Source organism: Nocardiopsis sp. NPDC101807 (genome assembly GCF_044766605.1).
GTDB lineage: Bacteria > Actinomycetota > Actinomycetes > Streptosporangiales > Streptosporangiaceae > Nocardiopsis > Nocardiopsis tropica.
On record NZ_JBIWMK010000001.1, the window covers coordinates 1,224,231 to 1,239,517 of the forward strand.

The window sequence follows — 15,287 nt, forward strand, 5'->3', positions numbered from 1 at the left end:
CGGCGCCGAAGCCCCCGGCGATGACGATCTTGCTCGACATCTTCTTGCGATTCGACCGCTTGTCACTGGAAAAGTCGTTCGAGACCACGAAGAGCCCTCTCCAGAACCTGGTTTTCCGATGGACTGCTGCCGGTGATGGTCGGGTGGATGTACACGAGGTCCTGCTCGGCCAGGTCGCTGACCAGAACCTGCGTGACGCCCAGGGGGATGTTCAGCTCGGCCGACACCTCGGCGAGCGACCGGGTCTCCCGGCACAGCTTGTAGATGTTGATCGACTCCGGCATGAGGGTGCCAGGAGGTTCCTGCCCGGGCTCGGACGTCGAGACCAGGGTCTGCACCATCAGCGGATGCCGTGACCGCGTCCGTCCACCGGTGAAGGTGAACGGGCGGACACGGTTACTCCTTCGCCTGCGGAAGCTCATAGCCGCAGCAACCTCATTCCTGCCGAACCGTCACGGGTCACCCTCGTCAGTTCTGGATGACTTCGCGCAGCTGCGAGCGCAGCTGCGGCGTGAGAACGTGGGCCACGTTCTCGACCAGCTTGGCCATCTGGAAGCCGACGAGCTTGAGTTCCGTGCCGGGGGCGGTGAGGACCGCCATGCAGGAACCGTCGCTGATGGCCATGATGAAGAGGTGGCCGTGGTTGAAGCGCACGAGCAGCTGCTCGCACTCACCGCGCTGGAACAGCTGTGCTCCACCGACCGCGAGGCTGTGCAGGCCGCTGGCGATGGCCGCGAGCTGCTCGGCGTGCTCCTCGGGGAAGTCACTGGAGTGGGTCAGGACCAGGCCGTCGGACGAGACCACCACGGCGTGCTCGACGCCCCGCACGTCCCGGACGAACCGGTCGATGAGCCACGAGAAGTTCTCCACGCTGTCGTTCACGGATTCAGTCATCGTTGTGTCCTACCTGCCTCGGCCGAGTATCGGGTTCGCTGTGTACGGAGGGTGTGCGTGCACACCGGGGGGTGCTCCTGTGAGCCCCTGGGGGACGGTGGCGTCACTTGTCGTCGCCCTCGATCTCCTCGCCCTCCAGAGCGGCGCGCTCCCCTTCGAGGAAGTCGCCGAGCTCGTCGCGGATCTGCGCGGCCCTGGCCTCCCCCGTCAGCTTGGGCGGGGTGTCGGCGCGGCCCTTGGGGGGTTCCGTGACCGTCCCGGGGCGCGGCATCCTCCGCAGGGGCGAGCCGTGCGGGGTGGCGCTGCGCCGGGGCAGCCCGGCCGCGGTGACCGCGGAGTCCGCGCCTTCAGCGGGGGCGCTCGCGGGGGCCCCCTTCGCACCGGTGCCCGGGATGGGCCGGGGGGCCGCGGGGGCGATGGGGGCCGCGGGGGCCTTGACCGTCGGGATCGTGGACGTGCGCGCCTGTCCGGGCGTGCGGGGGGTGGCCACGCGCAGCAGCTCCTTGGGGATGATCGCGTAGGCGCTCACCCCGCGGAAGGACCGGGATTCGAGTCTGGTCTCCAGCCCGTGCTTGAGCGCGATCCGGCTCGCGACGTAGAGGCCCATGTGGCGGGGCACCTCGTCGTCGAGGACCGGCTGACCGCCCAGGCGGGCGTTGAGCTCGGCCAGCTGGTTCTCGGGGATGCCCACGCCCTCGTCCTCGACGACGATCATGAGGCGGCCGTCGTCCATCTCCTGGCCGCTGATCACGACCTGGGAGTGCTCGGGCGAGTTGGCGGTGGCGTTGTCCAGCAGCTCGGCGAGGAGGTGGCTGATGTCGTCGGCCGCCATACCGGTGATGGAGGTCTGCGGGAGCTTGCCCAGGCGGACCCTGGGGTAGTCCTTGATCTCGGACGTGGCCGCGCGGGCGACGTCGAGCAGGGGGACGATCTCGTCGTGGGCGTCGGACTCGCCGCCGTCGTGTCCGGTGAGCACCAGGAGGTTCTCCCCGTTGCGCCGCATCCGGGTCGCGAAGTTGTCGATCTGGAAGAGCTTGTCGAGCAGGTCGGGGTCCTGGGCGTCGGTCTCCAGTTCCTCGACCATCTCCAGCAGCGCGTCCACGAGCGAGAGGTCGCGCATCGCCAGACCGGCGAGCGCCTCGTTGAGGAGTGTGCCCTGCTTGCCGCGCAGTGCGGCGATCTCCTCGACGAGCGCGGCCCGCTCGGGGAGGTCGCTGGGGACCTCCGGCTCCGCCGGGGCCCGCTCCTCCTCGGGGGCGGCGGCCGTGCCGGGCTCCGGGGCCTCGATCGGGGCGGCCGGGGCCCCGGTGACGGCCTTGGGCTCGGGCTCCGCGGCGACCGCGGGGGCGGGCGCCGCTTCCTCGACGGCCCTGGCCCGCTCGGCCGCCCTGTCCTCCCGCACCTCCTCGGCGGTGGTACGCCCGGCGTGCTCGGCCAGCAGAGCGCCGGCCGACTCGGTGGTGATCACCTGCGGCTGCTGCCCGGCGGCGAGCACGATGACGTGCTGGACGGGCTGGCCGTAGGGGTTGTACTGCCCCGGGTAGAAGACCGGCTGGCCGTGGAGCACGTAGCCGGGCGGCTGGAAGGGCACCGGGTAGGGGCTCGGGTAGGCGACCACGGGCTGCTGCGGGTACGGCTGCGGGTAGGGCGCGTGCTGCGGCGGCATGGGCTGGCCCTGCGGCGGCGCGTAGGCGCCGTACTGCGGGGGCAGCGGGGGCGCGTAGGCGTCCTGCCGGTGCGCCGGGTAGCCGACGGGGGCCTGCGGGTGGGGCTGGTACTGCTCGTGCCCGGAGTAGCGCGGCTCGTAGGGGTTGCCGTACTGGCCGCCCCGGGGGGCCTCGCCCTGGTACTGGCCGGCCTGCGGGGCCGGGCCCTGGTGGCGGCCGTCGCCCTGGTAGGGGGCCGCGTACCGGCCGTCGGGGGTCTGCGGGGCCTGGCTCCGGTCGCCCGGGTACTGCTGGCCCGCGCGCGGCGCGTCGCCGTACCGCTGCTCGGAGTAGCGCTCCTGGGCGGGCGGCTCGTGCGAGGTGCTCGGCTGCTGGTAGGGCGACGGCGCCGGCGCCTCGGAGCGCTCCGGCTGCGGGGCCTGGGGCCGCTCCGCCCGGGGCTCGCCCGAACCGGCGGAGGGCTGCTGGGGCCGGTCGGCGGGCCGCTGCCACGCCTCCTGGCTCTGCTGAGCCGCCTGGGGGGTTCCCGGGCGGGGCTCGGGCCACCTGGTCTCGGAGGCGGGGACCTCCTGGCGCTGGGGCTCGGGGGCCGGTGTGTGCGTCGCGGGGGCCTCGGGCCGCTCTGCGCGCTCTGGCGAGGAGGAGGTGTCGGTCATGGTGTCCGTCGTGGCGGGGATGTGCGGGCTGCGCGGTTCGGGCTCGTCGAGCCCGACGCCGCGCCACGGTGTGATCGGGGTGGCGCCGGTGTCGACGTCGTCGACGTTGCTCACCCGCCGGGTCGTGTAGGGGTTGGGAGCGCTCGCCCTGGATGCGGGGCGGTATCCGTTCTCGGCCGATCCCGAGAAGGGCCCGGTGGCGGCGGTGTCTGTCACGGGCGGGAGGGTGTCGCCGCCGGACTCCGCCGTCTCCTTGGCGGCGGGAGCGGCACCGGCAGTGTGCTGGCCGCCTTCCCGGTCCGACGGGCGGCCGGGGGTCTGCGAGTGCGGATGCACGGGATGATGCACGGGATTTCCTTGCTCGGTCTCCGGTGACGGCGGTTCCTGGACCCTGACCATCCGGGAGATGGCCCTGCGGAACCTTCCTTCTCGTTTGGCTCCTTGCCCGTCCTCCGTCGACATCATCGGTCCGTCCCCGCCGGAGCGGGGGCCGGAGCTGTCTCGCGGTGACGGCGCCTCTGCCACAATCTCGTCTCCTCGAATCAGGTGGGCGGATCGGCGGCGGCCCCGCACCACCGCCCCTGACCTGGGAGGTGGCCGCGCCGGAGGCCGAGAGGGCGCACCCGTGGCAGCCGGATGCCCCCTGCACCGGAGGAACGCCTGGACGAGGGCGGAGCACCCCCGTGCGCGCGGGGACCAGACGGGTGCTGACGCCCAATCCGGCCACAAGTATGCATGCCCCGCACAATTCCTGTACTTCCACCGAGAACCGTCGTTCGGTTCGTCAGACTAACAAAGGTCTCGCGGCTTGGCAGACGAATCGGGGAAGCATCGGAAAGGCGGCAGGACGGACGCTCCTGACGTGCGAGAACGCCGCACATCGTACGCCAGATCACTTTTGTGAAGTTTGGGGCATTTGCCCGTTTCTGCCCCTCTTCGGTACCCGTTCCCACGGTTCCACGCGCTTGGCCCGGAGTGCCCGACAGAGGCCGTGACCAGCACGGACACGCCCCCTGAGGACTGACGACCCTCCCCCTCGGGCCGGTGGGCCCGCCGCTCTCGCCGGCCCCGACGATCTTCGTCACACACGGCCCGGGTCGGCGGCGGGACGCGGGTCCCGCCCACGGCGGGGCCGGGGATGGCGCGCACCCCCGCGACCGCCTGCCGAGGAGCGTACCCGCACGGGGCGCGCCCGGCACACCGGGGCGGCCGATCCGGCCGCCTCCGCCGCCGGGGAGGCGGGGCGGAGGAGCGCGCGAGGGGCGGGGCACGAGGGGGCGGGGGCACGAGGGGGCGGGGGCACGGGGGCGCGAGGGGGCGGGGGCGCGAGGAACGCCTCAAGGCGCGGAACCGCCCCTTCTGCCGACAACAGACAGACCAGAAAATGCAGCATAAAATGACCGAATCCTGGACAGCCTCAACGCGGACGCCGTCCCCCGGGAGCGCGGCGCCCGCTCCGCCCGGGCCGCAGGAGTGGAGCCGGGAACCCCCGTGCGGGGCGCTCCCCTGCGGCACACAGGCCCGAAGTGCCCCACACCGGCCTTGAGCTGGGGATCCGCCATAAATCCGGATCGTTTCGAGCACACACCGGAGCCTCGCGGAAACGGTGTGCGCGAAATCCGTCGGCGGTCGGGGAGGGCATTCCGGAAGGCGGAGGATTTCGCGCACGGAAGGAACTCGCCACGACCGTTCCGCGGCCGTGGCGGGGACCGCCCCTCCCGTCGCGCACGCGCAGGAGCGGTTTGTGCCAGATCGCGATCTGCTCGTCGGACCGCCCCTCCCGTCGCGCACACGCGCAGGAGCGGTCGGCGTTCGACGAAGGGCGGGGACGGGTCCGGACCCGTCCCCGCCCGCCTCCGGCGCACCGCCCGGGGGCGGGCCGACGCGGGCGGGCCGCGCCGGCCCGCGGGCTACTCCTCGACCGGCGCCAGGTCGCCCTGGATCAGCGAGAGGATGACGTGGTTGTCCTGGTACTGCTCGTTGTTGGCGGCCGGGTGCTCCTTGTCGAAGGACTGCACCCGCACGCCCTCCACCGCGGGGGCCAGGTACTTGTACGTCCAGATGGGGATGCGCGGCAGGAGTTCGTTGAAGACGATGGCCATCGTCTTCAGGGCCTCCATCTGCTCCTCCTCGGTCTCCGCCTGCTTGGCGACCTCGACCAGCTCGGCCAGGTCGACCTCGCCCTGGGAGGGGCTCTCCACGTTGAGGTCGAACGACTGGCCCGGGGACTCCTCGGTGCCCGAGTTCTCCAGCAGGAAGTTCATCTGGAAGGCGCCCCAGTAGTCGGGGATCTCCGGGTTGCCCCAGTGGCGGACCGCGACCTCGAAGTCACCGGCGCCCCAGATGCCCCAGGGGTTGTCCTGCGGAACGTTTCGGGCGGTGGTGGTGATGCCGAAGTCGTTCCAGGCCTCCTCCACCTGGGAGGCGGTCAGCTCGAAGTCGCCCCAGCCGGCGACGCCGATGATCTCGTAGCTGGCCGGCTCGCCCTCGGCGGTGTGCCAGACGCCGTCCCGCCTGGTCCAGCCCGCCTCCTCCAGGAGTTCGGCGGCCCTGTCCAGGTCCTGGTCGTAGCGCTCGAACCCGGCCAGCTCGTCGGCGGTGAAGATCTCCTCCGCCTGGAGGTCCACCAGCCCCGCGTAGTGCTCGACCCGGGTGTAGCCCTCGCCGCGGGCCACCTGGCCGACGGTGTCGCTGTCGAGGATGTGCGCGAGGGCCTTGCGCACCCGCACGTCCTGGAGCTCGGGCTTGGCCGCGTAGTTGAACATGAGGCCGCAGCCGTCGTAGCCCGCGTGCTCGATCCAGGTGAAGCCCTCCACCCCCTGGAACGCCTGCTGGTCGGCGGCGGAGGGGGCGAGGGTGGAGTAGTCCACCTCGCCCTGCTGCACCAGGAGGGCGGACTGGCGGTTGTCGCCCCTGTGGATGACGACCTCGTCGAACAGCACCTCCGTGCCCTGGTAGCCCTCCTCGTTGCGGACCAGGGTGATCCGCGCGTCGGACATCTGCTCCGGGTCGAAGCGGTAGGGGCCGCTGCAGACGATCTCGTCGGGGTTGAACTCGATGAACTCGGCGTTGAACTCGGTGTGCTCGTCGTCGCCCTGGCGGACTCCGTCGGCGACCATCTGCACGGCGCGCTCGCCGAAGTCGGCGTAGGTGGACTTGCTGACGATGCGGTGCTTGATGATGCTGCGCTCGATATTGGGGAAGGGGTCGTCGAACCCCAGGCGCACGCTCACCGCGTCCAGCTGCTCCAGCTCCTGGACCTGCGGGAAGCCGACGCCCCACACCGGGGCCTCCAGGACGCGCATGGCGTAGCTCTGGATCATGTCGTCGGAGGTCAGGTCGGTGCCGTCGCTCCACCTCAGGCCCGAGCGCAGGGTGACGATCAGGTTGTCGCCGTCCCACTCCGTGCCCTCCAGGAGCAGGTAGTCCCACTCGTGCGTGCGCCAGTTGTAGATGCCGCCCGTGCACAGGAACAGGTCCTTGTACACGGAGTTGAGCAGCAGCGCCCCGTCCTCGACGTGGACGTTGCGCGTCTGGGAGTCCAGGTCGTAGTCGAAGACGCCGGTGAACTGGGTGGCGCCGCTCGACGCCCGGTCCCCGCCGGCGCAGGAGGTGAGCAGGCCCGCGCCCGCCGCTCCGGCCGCGCCGAACCCGACCGCGCGGAGCAGTCGGCGCCGGCTCAGGTCCCGCATGAGGGGGTTGTCCGAGGGGGTGAAGGTCATTCTTGACTCTTCCTTTCCAGTAGGACGGCGATCAGTCCGAGGGAGAGCACGACGAGGCCGATCACGACGGTGACGGCGCTGATGACGAACTCGGCTGAGCCGGGGGGATTCAGTACGGCGAGGAGGGCGCTGGCCAGGGTGAGGAACGCTCCGGCCAGGAGGGCGAAGCGGCCGACGAGGAGGAGCACGTCCTCACTCCCCGGTGACCACGTGGCAGGCGAGCAGCCGGTCGTGGCTGCGCACCAGCGGCGGTCGGAGGGTGTCGCAGGCGCCCTGCGAGTAGAGGGGGCAGCGCGGGTGGAAGTCGCAGCCGGGCGGCAGGTCGGTGAGGTCGGGGATGTCGGCGCTGCGCAGCCGGACCCGCTCCTTGGTCCGGGCCAGGTCGGGGTCCGGCTCGCACACGGCGGAGACGAGGGCGCGGGTGTAGGGGTGCCGGGGGTCGTTGACCACCTGCGGCGTGGGGCCGTGCTCGACGACCTTGCCCAGGTACATGACGGCGATCTCGCCGTCCCACGCGAAGTACTTGGCCACGGCCAGGTCGTGGGTGATGAACAGGAAGCTGACGCCCAGCTCGTCCCGCAGCTTCCCCAGGGTGTTGAGCAGGCTGACGCGGATCGACACGTCCAGCATCGAGGTGGACTCGTCGGCGATGATCACCTCGGGGTTCATCGCGAGCGCCCGGGCGACGGCGACGCGCTGGCGCTGGCCGCCGGACATCTGGTGCGGGTACTTGTCGAGGTAGTCCTCGGCGGGGGTGAGGTCGACCCGCTCCAGGAGCTCGGTGACGGCGCGGCGCGCCTCGTGGCGGTCCTTGACCATCTTGTGGCGGCGCAGCCCGGCGGAGACCGTGGAGTAGACGGTGCGCACCGGGTTGAGGGAGGCGTAGGGGTCCTGGTGGATGTACTGGACGGCGCGGCGGAACACGGAGCGCTCGTGCTTGTCCATCGCGGCGACGTCCCTGCCCCGGAAGAGGACGGAGCCCGCTGTGGGGTCGGCGAGCCCCGCGGCCATGCGGGCGCTGGTGGTCTTGCCGCAGCCGGACTCGCCGACCAGGCACAGCACCTGGCCGGGGCGGACCTCCAGGTCGACCCCGGCGACGGCGGGGACGTCGCCGCGCGGGGTGCCGAAGACCTGGTGGACCCCCTTGAGGCTGAGGACGGGCGGGGCGGCCTCGCGCGGGGCGGCGGCCTCCGGTACGGCCTCGGCGGACGGGCCGCCGCCCGGTCCCCCGGCGGCGGGGGCCGCTCGGTCCGGCCGGGGCGCGGGTGCGGTGCGGTCAATCACGGGTGGCCCCCTCGAGGAGTTCGTGGGTACGCAGGCAGGCCGCGGCGTGGCTCAGCCCCTCGGCGCGGGTCCGGAGCACGTCCAGGGTGGGACGGGTGTGCGAGCAGGCGTCGACGGCGTGCGCGCAGCGCGGGGCGAAGGAGCAGCCCGGCGGCAGCGCGGTGAGGCTGGGCGGTCCGCCCGGCAGCGACTGCGGGACGGTGAGGTCGCCCGCGACGGGCGGCACCGAGTTGATCAGCGCCGACGTGTAGGGGTGGCGGGCCCGGTAGAAGATGTCGCGGGTGGTGCCGGTCTCGATCATGCGGCCCGCGTACATGGTGCCGACGCGGTCGGCGAGTTCGGCGGCCAGGCCCAGGTCGTGGGTGATGAAGACCATCGCGAACCGCAGTTCGTCGCGGAGTTCGGCGAGGCGTTCGACGATGGAGCGCTGGGTGAGGATGTCCAGGGCGGTCGTGGGCTCGTCGAGGATGAGGAGCTGCGGCTTCAGGGCGAGGGCGAGCGCGATGAGGGCGCGCTGGCGCATGCCGCCGGACAGTTCGTGGGGGAAGCTTCCCAGGACGCGGGCGGGGTCGAGCCGGACCGTGGTGAGCAGGTCGGCGGACTGCTCCAGGATCTCCTTGCGGGGGCGGCGCCGTCCGCCCTCGTGGGCGCGGAAGGTGTCGAGGAAGTGGTCCTCGATGCGCAGCACGGGGTTGAACGCGTTCATGGCGCCCTGGAAGACCATGGCGGCCTCGTTCCAGCGGAACCGGCGCAGGTCCTCCCTGGCGAGGGTGCGGACGTCGACGAGCCCGCCGTCCTTGCGGCGGAACAGGATCTCCCCCGAGGAGACGACGCCCGTGCGCGGGAGCAGCCGGAGCAGGCCGAGGCCGAGGGTGGTCTTGCCGCAGCCGGACTCGCCGACCAGCGCCATGGACTGGCCGGGGTAGAGGTCGAAGGAGACGTCGCGGACGGCGGTGACCTGGGTCCTGCGCCCGGTCCGGTAGCCGACGTCGACGCCGCGGACGGAGAGCAGCGCCCCTTCGGCGGGGCCTCCGGCCGGGGCCTTCCCGGCGGCCGGGGCGGCGGGGTGGTCGGTCACTGGGCTCACCTGTCCCGGAGTCGTGGGTTGAGGGCCTGCTCCAGGGACCGGGTCATGGTGACCAGGCCGATCTGGAAGAGCATGATCATCACCATCGGGGCGACCAGGAACGGGGCGGCCTGCGGCAGCAGGAAGGCGTTGTTGTCCCAGGCCTGCTGGATCATCAGCCCCCAGTTGGCGGCGGTGCTCGGCAGGAGGCCGAGCAGGTACATGCCGACGACCGCGTAGATGGCGTTGGTGATGGCGATGATGAAGTTGATGAAGATGTAGCCCGCCATGTTGGGCAGCACCTCGACGAAGATGATGCGGGCGGTGCCCAGGTCCTGGAGGCGGGCGGCCTCGATGAACTCGCGTTCCTTGAGGGTGAGCACCTGGGCGCGGATGGACCGCATGAGGTAGGGCCAGGTGACGAGGCCGATGATGAGCGAGACCATCAGCGGGGACGCGGCGCGGTAGAACGAGGCGATGACCAGCATGAGCACGATGAACGGGATGGTCATCGTGATGTCGGTGAGCTGGAGCAGGAAGTGGTCGATGCGCCCGCGCAGGTAGCCGGCGAGGCTGCCCAGGACGACGGCGATGGCGACGGTGATGAGGGCGGCGGTGAGGCCGACCCAGATGGGTTCGCGTCCGCCCAGCACGAGCTGGATGAACGTGTCCTTGCCCTCGTGGTTGGTGCCGAGCCAGTGCTCGGACGTCATCGGGCCCCAGATCTTGGTGACGTCCGTGGGGTTGTCGGTCTCGATGAGCAGCGGGCCGACGAAGGAGAAGAGCAGGACGCTCAGGACGAGGCAGAGTCCGACGAACCCGCTGGTGCTGCGGGTGATGCCCTGCCAGATGGCGCCCCAGACCCCGACTCCGGGGGCGGCGGTGGTGACTGCCATGGTGCTGTCCCCCTGGTTCTAGTTGCGGATGCGCGGATCGAGGCGGCTGTAGAGCATGTCCGCGACGAGGTTGGCGGCCACCACGCACGAGGTGATGATGATGAGCAGGCCCTGGAGGAGGGGGTAGTCGCGGTAGTTGACCGCGTCGAGGAGGAGGCCGCCGACGCCCTTGTAGACCAGGACCTGTTCGACGAAGATCGCGCCGCCGACGAGGGTGCCGAAGGAGATGGCGATCTGGGCGACCAGGGGCAGCACCGCGTTGCGGCCGACGTAGGCGACGGCGATGCGCCGGTCGCGCAGGCCGCGGGCGCGGGCGACGGTGACGTAGTCCTCGCTGAGCACCTCGGTGGTGGACGCCTTCATGACGAGCATCCAGGTGCCGATGATGGCGAGCACGTAGGTGAGGATCGGCAGCGAGGCGTGGAAGAACGCGTCTCCGACGAACTCCGGGTTGAACCCCGCCTGCACGCCGGGGCTGACGGTGCCGCGCAGTTCGATGGGGTTGAACCAGCCCAGGTACATGCCGCCGCCGACGACGAGCAGCATGGCGATGAGGTAGTTGGGCACGGCCCCCAGGACCGAGGCGGCGACGCTGAGCACGTGGTCGAGGAACTGGTTGCGCCGGTAGGCCATGACCATGCCGAGCGCGAGGCCCAGGGCCACCGCGATGACGGTGCCGACGCCGATGCTGAACAGGGTCCAGGGCAGGTAGGCGCCGATGGCGTCCATGACGCTGACGCCTGGCCGGTTGATGGTGTTGCCCATGTCGAACGTGACCAGGCCGACGAGGAAGTCCCACCACTGCTGGTAGAGGGGGGCGTCGACGTCGTAGGCCAGCGAGTTCATGGCGACGGCGCGGGCCTCCTCCATCGTCATGCCGTTCTGGGTGAGGCGTCCGGCCATGACGTCGATGGGGTCGCCGGGCATCGCGCGCCCGAGGAAGAAGGTGACGTTGGCGACGACGAACACCACGACGAGGGCCTTGCGGACCTTGACGACGGCGTAGTGGTTCCAGATCCGCCGCAGCGGCGGGGCGGGGGCGTCGGTGCGCGCCGATGTGGCGTCCCCGGCGCCTGGTGGCGGGGAGGCCGCGATTTCGGTGGCCACGGGGCTCCTTCGAGCAGGGGGTGCGACTGGTGGTCTGGGGGTGCCACCTTTTATTAGGAAAGTTTCCTAATAAATCGACACCGTAACCCGAGGGGTGTGGCGTGCACCACCCCCGTGACCAAACGGCGTCTTCCGCGCGACATGATCGGCATCACAAAGCGAACAAACAGGAATAAAACTGCCCATTACCGACAGTCTGTACGCACCAACGCGTTGTGCTCTGCACAAAAATGACCAGGTCACAGACCTGGGATCCCGCCGTTCCGGCCCCCGGGAACCCCGGCCCCGTCGGCGCGGAGGCGTCGGCGGGGCCGGGGGGCCGGAGGGGCCGGCCGTACCGGGCGGGTCAGCGGGTGAACACGTAGGGGCGCAGGCCGCCCGGCACCCCGGAGGGATCGACGTCGAACTCCGCCCAGACGCGGGTGCCCAGATCGGCCCAGGGGGCGAGGCGCAGGTGACCCCAGCGGCGGGTGAGGTTCTCGATGAGCAGGAGTCCGCGCTGGCCCTCCGCCTCGCCCCACTCGTCGTCGGTGCGTCCGTGCGGGACTGCGGGGACTCCCCCTCCCCCGCCGGAGTCGCTGACCGAGAACAGCAGGGTGTCGGCGGCCGTGAGGGACAGCGAGCGGATGACCTCGCCGCCCTCCGCACGGCCGGAGTCGGTGTACTTGACGCCGTTGGCGAAGAGCTCGCTGGCGCACAGGACCACGGTGTCGACCAGGTCGGGGTCGAACCCGGCCAGGTCGGCGGCGAGGTCGGCGCGGACCAGGGAAAGCCGGGAGAGGCTGCCGGGGTAGAGGCGGTGCTCCCAGAAGACGAGGGGGCGCGGTGCGTCGGCGGGCGTCGGGGGGTTCACGCGGGCACCCCCCGGTACTCGCGCCGGGCGGCCGGGACGCGGCGGTCGGAGGGGGCTCGGCGGGTGGCCGGGACGCGGTGGGCGGCCGGAACCCGGCTGGCGCGGGCGAACCCGTCGAGCGTCAGGGGCTTCTGGAGGGGTGCCGGGCCGCCCGCCGGGACGGGCGTCCGGGCGGCGGAAGTGGTGCGGGTCCACTGCCGCAGGCGGGCGTCGGCGCGAGCCTGGACCAGGGCGAGTTCGTGTTCGTGGGCCGCGTAGTAGGGGCGGACGAGGGTGGCTTCCCCGGAGGGCGCGGCCTCGCTCGGCGGTGCGGGCGGGCGGGGCGCGGGGAGGCCGGGGCGCAGGGGACGCGTGGAACCGGCGGGCCGGAGGGGCCGGGCGGAGGCCGTGCCGACCGGTGCCGGGACGGTCGGCGGCGGTGCGGCCGGGAGCGGGGCGTAGGGGCGGACCCGCGTGGAGCGGCGTCGGCGGCGGAGTGCCCTGGCGGAGTGGCGTCCGCGCGAGGGGGTGAGGAGGGCCTTGGCCGCCCCCAGCGCGCAGCTGAGAAGGGCAGCGCTAAACTGGCGCATGCTGGCAATTCCTTGTCGTTTAAGGGTGGTAGTTGCTGGCCACGGCCCCGGACGGCGATTAACCGTCGCGGGGTCATTGTGTGGATGGAGTTGTGGGGCCCAGAGTAGGGGCAGGGGTGGGGTGGTGGCGCGCTTTTTCGCGAACTACCCCGGGGTAATATGCGGAGCGCGGTGTCTCCGCAGGTCGCGAGAGGTCAGGAGAGGGCGAGAGAGGGCGAGAGGGCCGGATCAGGACACCGGCCCCACCCGAATAATCCGCAATGGCGGAATTGTTGGCTTTGCCGGAAAGGTGCGGCTCTCCGTGCGGGGGTCCGATCGGACGTCCGATGTTCGGGGCATTCCTCCGCGCTGTTGACGCGCACGGGGTGTCCGTGCTCCTCCCCCGCTTCCTCCTGCGCCGACGGTGAATGCTTCGGGAGAACGCTGAACCGCGCGGTCGGGTCGCAACCCGGCAGCGCGACGAGCACTGCGGCCTCCGGCGCTCCGGGCGGGCGCGCCCGCCCAGCGGCCCGACGGTGGGGGCGTGGTCTGGTTCGGCGTCCTGGCGGGTGCGGGAGAGCACTGGCTGAGGGCCGGGAATGAGGTCGGCGGCCGACGGAGAGGGGGCCATGCGCGTTCGGCAGATCGGCCCCTCCGGCTTCGGCACGCCCGAAACCCGCTCTGCGGCGACCCGAAGCCCTCGAACAGGAGAGGACGTACCACCACCTACCCCGCAGGAGCGCCCCCGGTGGCCGCGTTCTCCCACAGAACCGGGCCCGTGGCCACGACGATGGGCGGCGTCCGAACCCGTCCCTTGACGACGCCAGGCGCACGCTCCCACCCCGGCCACACGCCCTGGCCGGTGTGGTCCGACGACCGCGCCATCAACACTAGAAAGGCGGCAGCGCCGTGAAGAACGCGAAGTCCTTCGGCGAGCTCTTCATCACCCACGTCGACAACTTCACCTGGCACTGGGACGACGAGGGATCAGGTGGCAAGCACTGGGGCAGCTTCTGGCAGCCCAACGTCCCGGACGGCTACAAGGCGCTCGGCACCGTCGTCATCCCGGCCTGGAGCACGCGCAACCTGCCCAGCCCGAACGGGAACAAGATCGACGAACACACCGTGGCCATCTGCGTGAAGCAGAACCCGACCGTTCCCGCCGCCAGCGACAAGCCCTCGCTGGCCGACCCCGTCGACTACGAGTGGGTCTGGGACGACAAGGGCACCGGCGCCAAGTACAAGTGCTCCCTGTGGCGCCCCGTCCCGCCCAAGGGCTACGTGGTCATGGGGCTGGCGGCCTCCAAGAACTCCTACGACAAGCCCCCGCTGGACGCGGTGGCGTGCGTGCGCGAGGATCTGACCCACCACGCGGTCGCCGCCGAGGAGCCGGTCTACACCGACAAGGGCACCGGCGGCAAGCACGACCTGAGCGTCTGGCGCATCAACGTTCCCCCCAAGTACGTCGACAGCACCGACAGCACCCACGTCCTCATCGCGCCCAACACCTACGTCGCGCACACCTCCTACGACCGGCCCAAGCACCTGCCGGAGATGCGCGTGCTGCGCCTGCCGGTCCCTTCCGACAAGGCCGTTAGCCCGGCCAGGCCCACCTTGGAGGGCTACCAGCGCCCGCCCCGCCAGACCCCCGAGATCCGTACCAACTCGGTCTGGCTGCCCTTCACCGCGGTCAAGGACGAGGACCGCTCCACCGAGTGGAAGCTGGCCAACTCCCCCTTCTACCGCGTCGAGCGCAAGGTCTCCTGGTCACTGCTGAAGTTCATGAACAACGAGACCGACGTGACCCAGTCCGTCTCCGACACCGTCACCGTGGGCATCGAGAAGGAGACCGCCGAGACTTTCAGCGTCAACACCGGCTTCTCCTACTCGGCCACCGGCGGCTTCTCCATCGAGGTCATCTCCGCCTCGGTCACCACCACCTTCAGCCTGGAGCTGGGCTTCTCCCGCACCGAGTCGACCAAGCACCTCCAGTCGCACTCGGTGACCCGCACCCTGCAGGTGCCCGCGAACCACGCCGGGGCCATGTGGGTCGGCACCAACTCACTCCAGGTCACACGCGGCGACGGGAGCCTGGTGACCACTCCGATGGTCTTCCACGACGACGAGCTCCAGATCGACCAGTTCCCGGACACCCCCGCAGAGGGGGCGACCGCGAACACTGTCCCAGCCCAGGCTGCCAAGACCACAACCACCAGCAAGACCTCCACGGCCTCAGGCTCTGGGAAGAGCGCCACAGGAGCGGGGAAGGGCGCCAAGCGCTCCTGACAGCGGGAGAGGCCGTCTCGACGCGGCAGGAAGCGAGGACGTCCCCCTGTCAACAGAACCGGCCGTCTCCGGGCGCGCACCCTTGGAGGGTGCGCGCCCGCGTCTTTGGCCACGTCGGGGCGCTGAGATCTCCGTGCCCGCACTCACGGACATACTCACGCTCGACAACACACGCCGCGATTTCCCGTGCCGAGGCGTGCGCCTTTCACGTGTTCGCGGTGCGGTGGTGGTGCCATTGGCGGATCGCGGCGCCCAGGCACGCGGTGTCGGCGGCGTCCACCTGGGCGCGGGCGGCGTCCAGGCGGGCC

At 71.3% G+C, this 15,287-nt stretch carries 12 protein-coding genes and 1 pseudogene; 1 reads left to right on the forward strand and 12 read right to left on the reverse strand.

Annotated elements, in window-relative coordinates:
• The 12 genes and pseudogenes from ACIRPH_RS05155 to ACIRPH_RS05210 form a co-directional block, all read right to left on the reverse strand.
• Window positions 1-88, reverse strand: a pseudogene (locus ACIRPH_RS05155) (ATP-binding protein); the annotation flags it as partial.
• Window positions 63-422 (reverse strand): DUF742 domain-containing protein, encoded by a 360-nt coding sequence (locus ACIRPH_RS05160; protein ID WP_082768466.1) that lies wholly within the window; start codon window positions 420-422, stop codon window positions 63-65. The pseudogene ACIRPH_RS05155 and the gene ACIRPH_RS05160, both read right to left, overlap by 26 nt.
• Before the next feature lie 46 nt (window positions 423-468).
• The gene (locus ACIRPH_RS05165) at window positions 469-894 is read right to left on the reverse strand and encodes a roadblock/LC7 domain-containing protein (protein ID WP_267946182.1); all 426 of its coding nucleotides are present in this window, start codon (window positions 892-894) and stop codon (window positions 469-471) included.
• 103 nt (window positions 895-997) lie between these two features.
• Window positions 998-3,433 (reverse strand): ATP-binding protein, encoded by a 2,436-nt coding sequence (locus tag ACIRPH_RS05170; protein ID WP_402909388.1) that lies wholly within the window; start codon window positions 3,431-3,433, stop codon window positions 998-1,000.
• A gap of 1,694 nt (window positions 3,434-5,127) precedes the next feature.
• Window positions 5,128-6,939: an ABC transporter substrate-binding protein gene (locus ACIRPH_RS05175; protein WP_402909391.1), complete on the reverse strand. Its 1,812-nt coding sequence runs from the start codon at window positions 6,937-6,939 to the stop codon at window positions 5,128-5,130.
• Window positions 6,936-7,127, reverse strand: a complete 192-nt coding sequence (locus ACIRPH_RS05180; RefSeq protein WP_402909393.1) for a hypothetical protein — start codon at window positions 7,125-7,127, stop codon at window positions 6,936-6,938. Before ACIRPH_RS05180 ends, ACIRPH_RS05175 begins: the two co-directional genes overlap by 4 nt.
• A gap of 4 nt (window positions 7,128-7,131) precedes the next feature.
• Entirely contained in the window at window positions 7,132-8,223 is a 1,092-nt protein-coding gene (locus ACIRPH_RS05185; protein ID WP_402909396.1) for an ABC transporter ATP-binding protein, read from the reverse strand.
• Window positions 8,216-9,301 carry an ABC transporter ATP-binding protein gene (locus ACIRPH_RS05190; RefSeq protein WP_402909399.1) on the reverse strand — a complete coding sequence of 362 codons (1,086 nt, stop codon included), beginning with the start codon at window positions 9,299-9,301 and terminating at the stop codon, window positions 8,216-8,218. The genes ACIRPH_RS05185 and ACIRPH_RS05190 overlap by 8 nt, the downstream gene beginning before the upstream one ends.
• Window positions 9,302-9,306: 5 nt before the next feature.
• On the reverse strand, window positions 9,307-10,185 hold the full coding sequence (locus ACIRPH_RS05195; RefSeq protein WP_352986558.1) for an ABC transporter permease: 879 nt from the start codon (window positions 10,183-10,185) through the stop codon (window positions 9,307-9,309).
• 18 nt (window positions 10,186-10,203) lie between these two features.
• Window positions 10,204-11,292 (reverse strand): ABC transporter permease, encoded by a 1,089-nt coding sequence (locus tag ACIRPH_RS05200; protein ID WP_402909402.1) that lies wholly within the window; start codon window positions 11,290-11,292, stop codon window positions 10,204-10,206.
• A 346-nt stretch (window positions 11,293-11,638) separates the two neighbouring features.
• A complete protein-coding gene (locus tag ACIRPH_RS05205; protein ID WP_402909404.1) occupies window positions 11,639-12,145 on the reverse strand; it encodes an ATP-binding protein in 507 nt (168 codons plus the stop codon).
• Window positions 12,142-12,714 carry a hypothetical protein gene (locus ACIRPH_RS05210; protein ID WP_402909406.1) on the reverse strand — a complete coding sequence of 191 codons (573 nt, stop codon included), beginning with the start codon at window positions 12,712-12,714 and terminating at the stop codon, window positions 12,142-12,144. The genes ACIRPH_RS05205 and ACIRPH_RS05210 overlap by 4 nt, the downstream gene beginning before the upstream one ends.
• Before the next feature lie 888 nt (window positions 12,715-13,602).
• On the opposite strand from ACIRPH_RS05210, the gene ACIRPH_RS05215 reads away from it, so the two are divergent.
• Window positions 13,603-14,979 (forward strand): Vps62-related protein, encoded by a 1,377-nt coding sequence (locus ACIRPH_RS05215; protein WP_402909409.1) that lies wholly within the window; start codon window positions 13,603-13,605, stop codon window positions 14,977-14,979.
• Window positions 14,980-15,287 lie beyond the last annotated feature (308 nt).

Bases quoted from the DNA above. Each gene is read 5' to 3' on its own strand.
- ACIRPH_RS05160 (WP_082768466.1), bottom strand. From the start codon at position 422: ATGAGCTTCCGCAGGCGAAGGAGTAACCGTGTCCGCCCGTTCACCTTC.
- ACIRPH_RS05195 (WP_352986558.1), bottom strand. From the start codon at position 10,185: ATGGCAGTCACCACCGCCGCCCCCGGAGTCGGGGTCTGGGGCGCCATC.
- ACIRPH_RS05165 (WP_267946182.1), bottom strand. From the start codon at position 894: ATGACTGAATCCGTGAACGACAGCGTGGAGAACTTCTCGTGGCTCATC.
- ACIRPH_RS05175 (WP_402909391.1), bottom strand. From the start codon at position 6,939: ATGACCTTCACCCCCTCGGACAACCCCCTCATGCGGGACCTGAGCCGG.
- ACIRPH_RS05210 (WP_402909406.1), bottom strand. From the start codon at position 12,714: ATGCGCCAGTTTAGCGCTGCCCTTCTCAGCTGCGCGCTGGGGGCGGCC.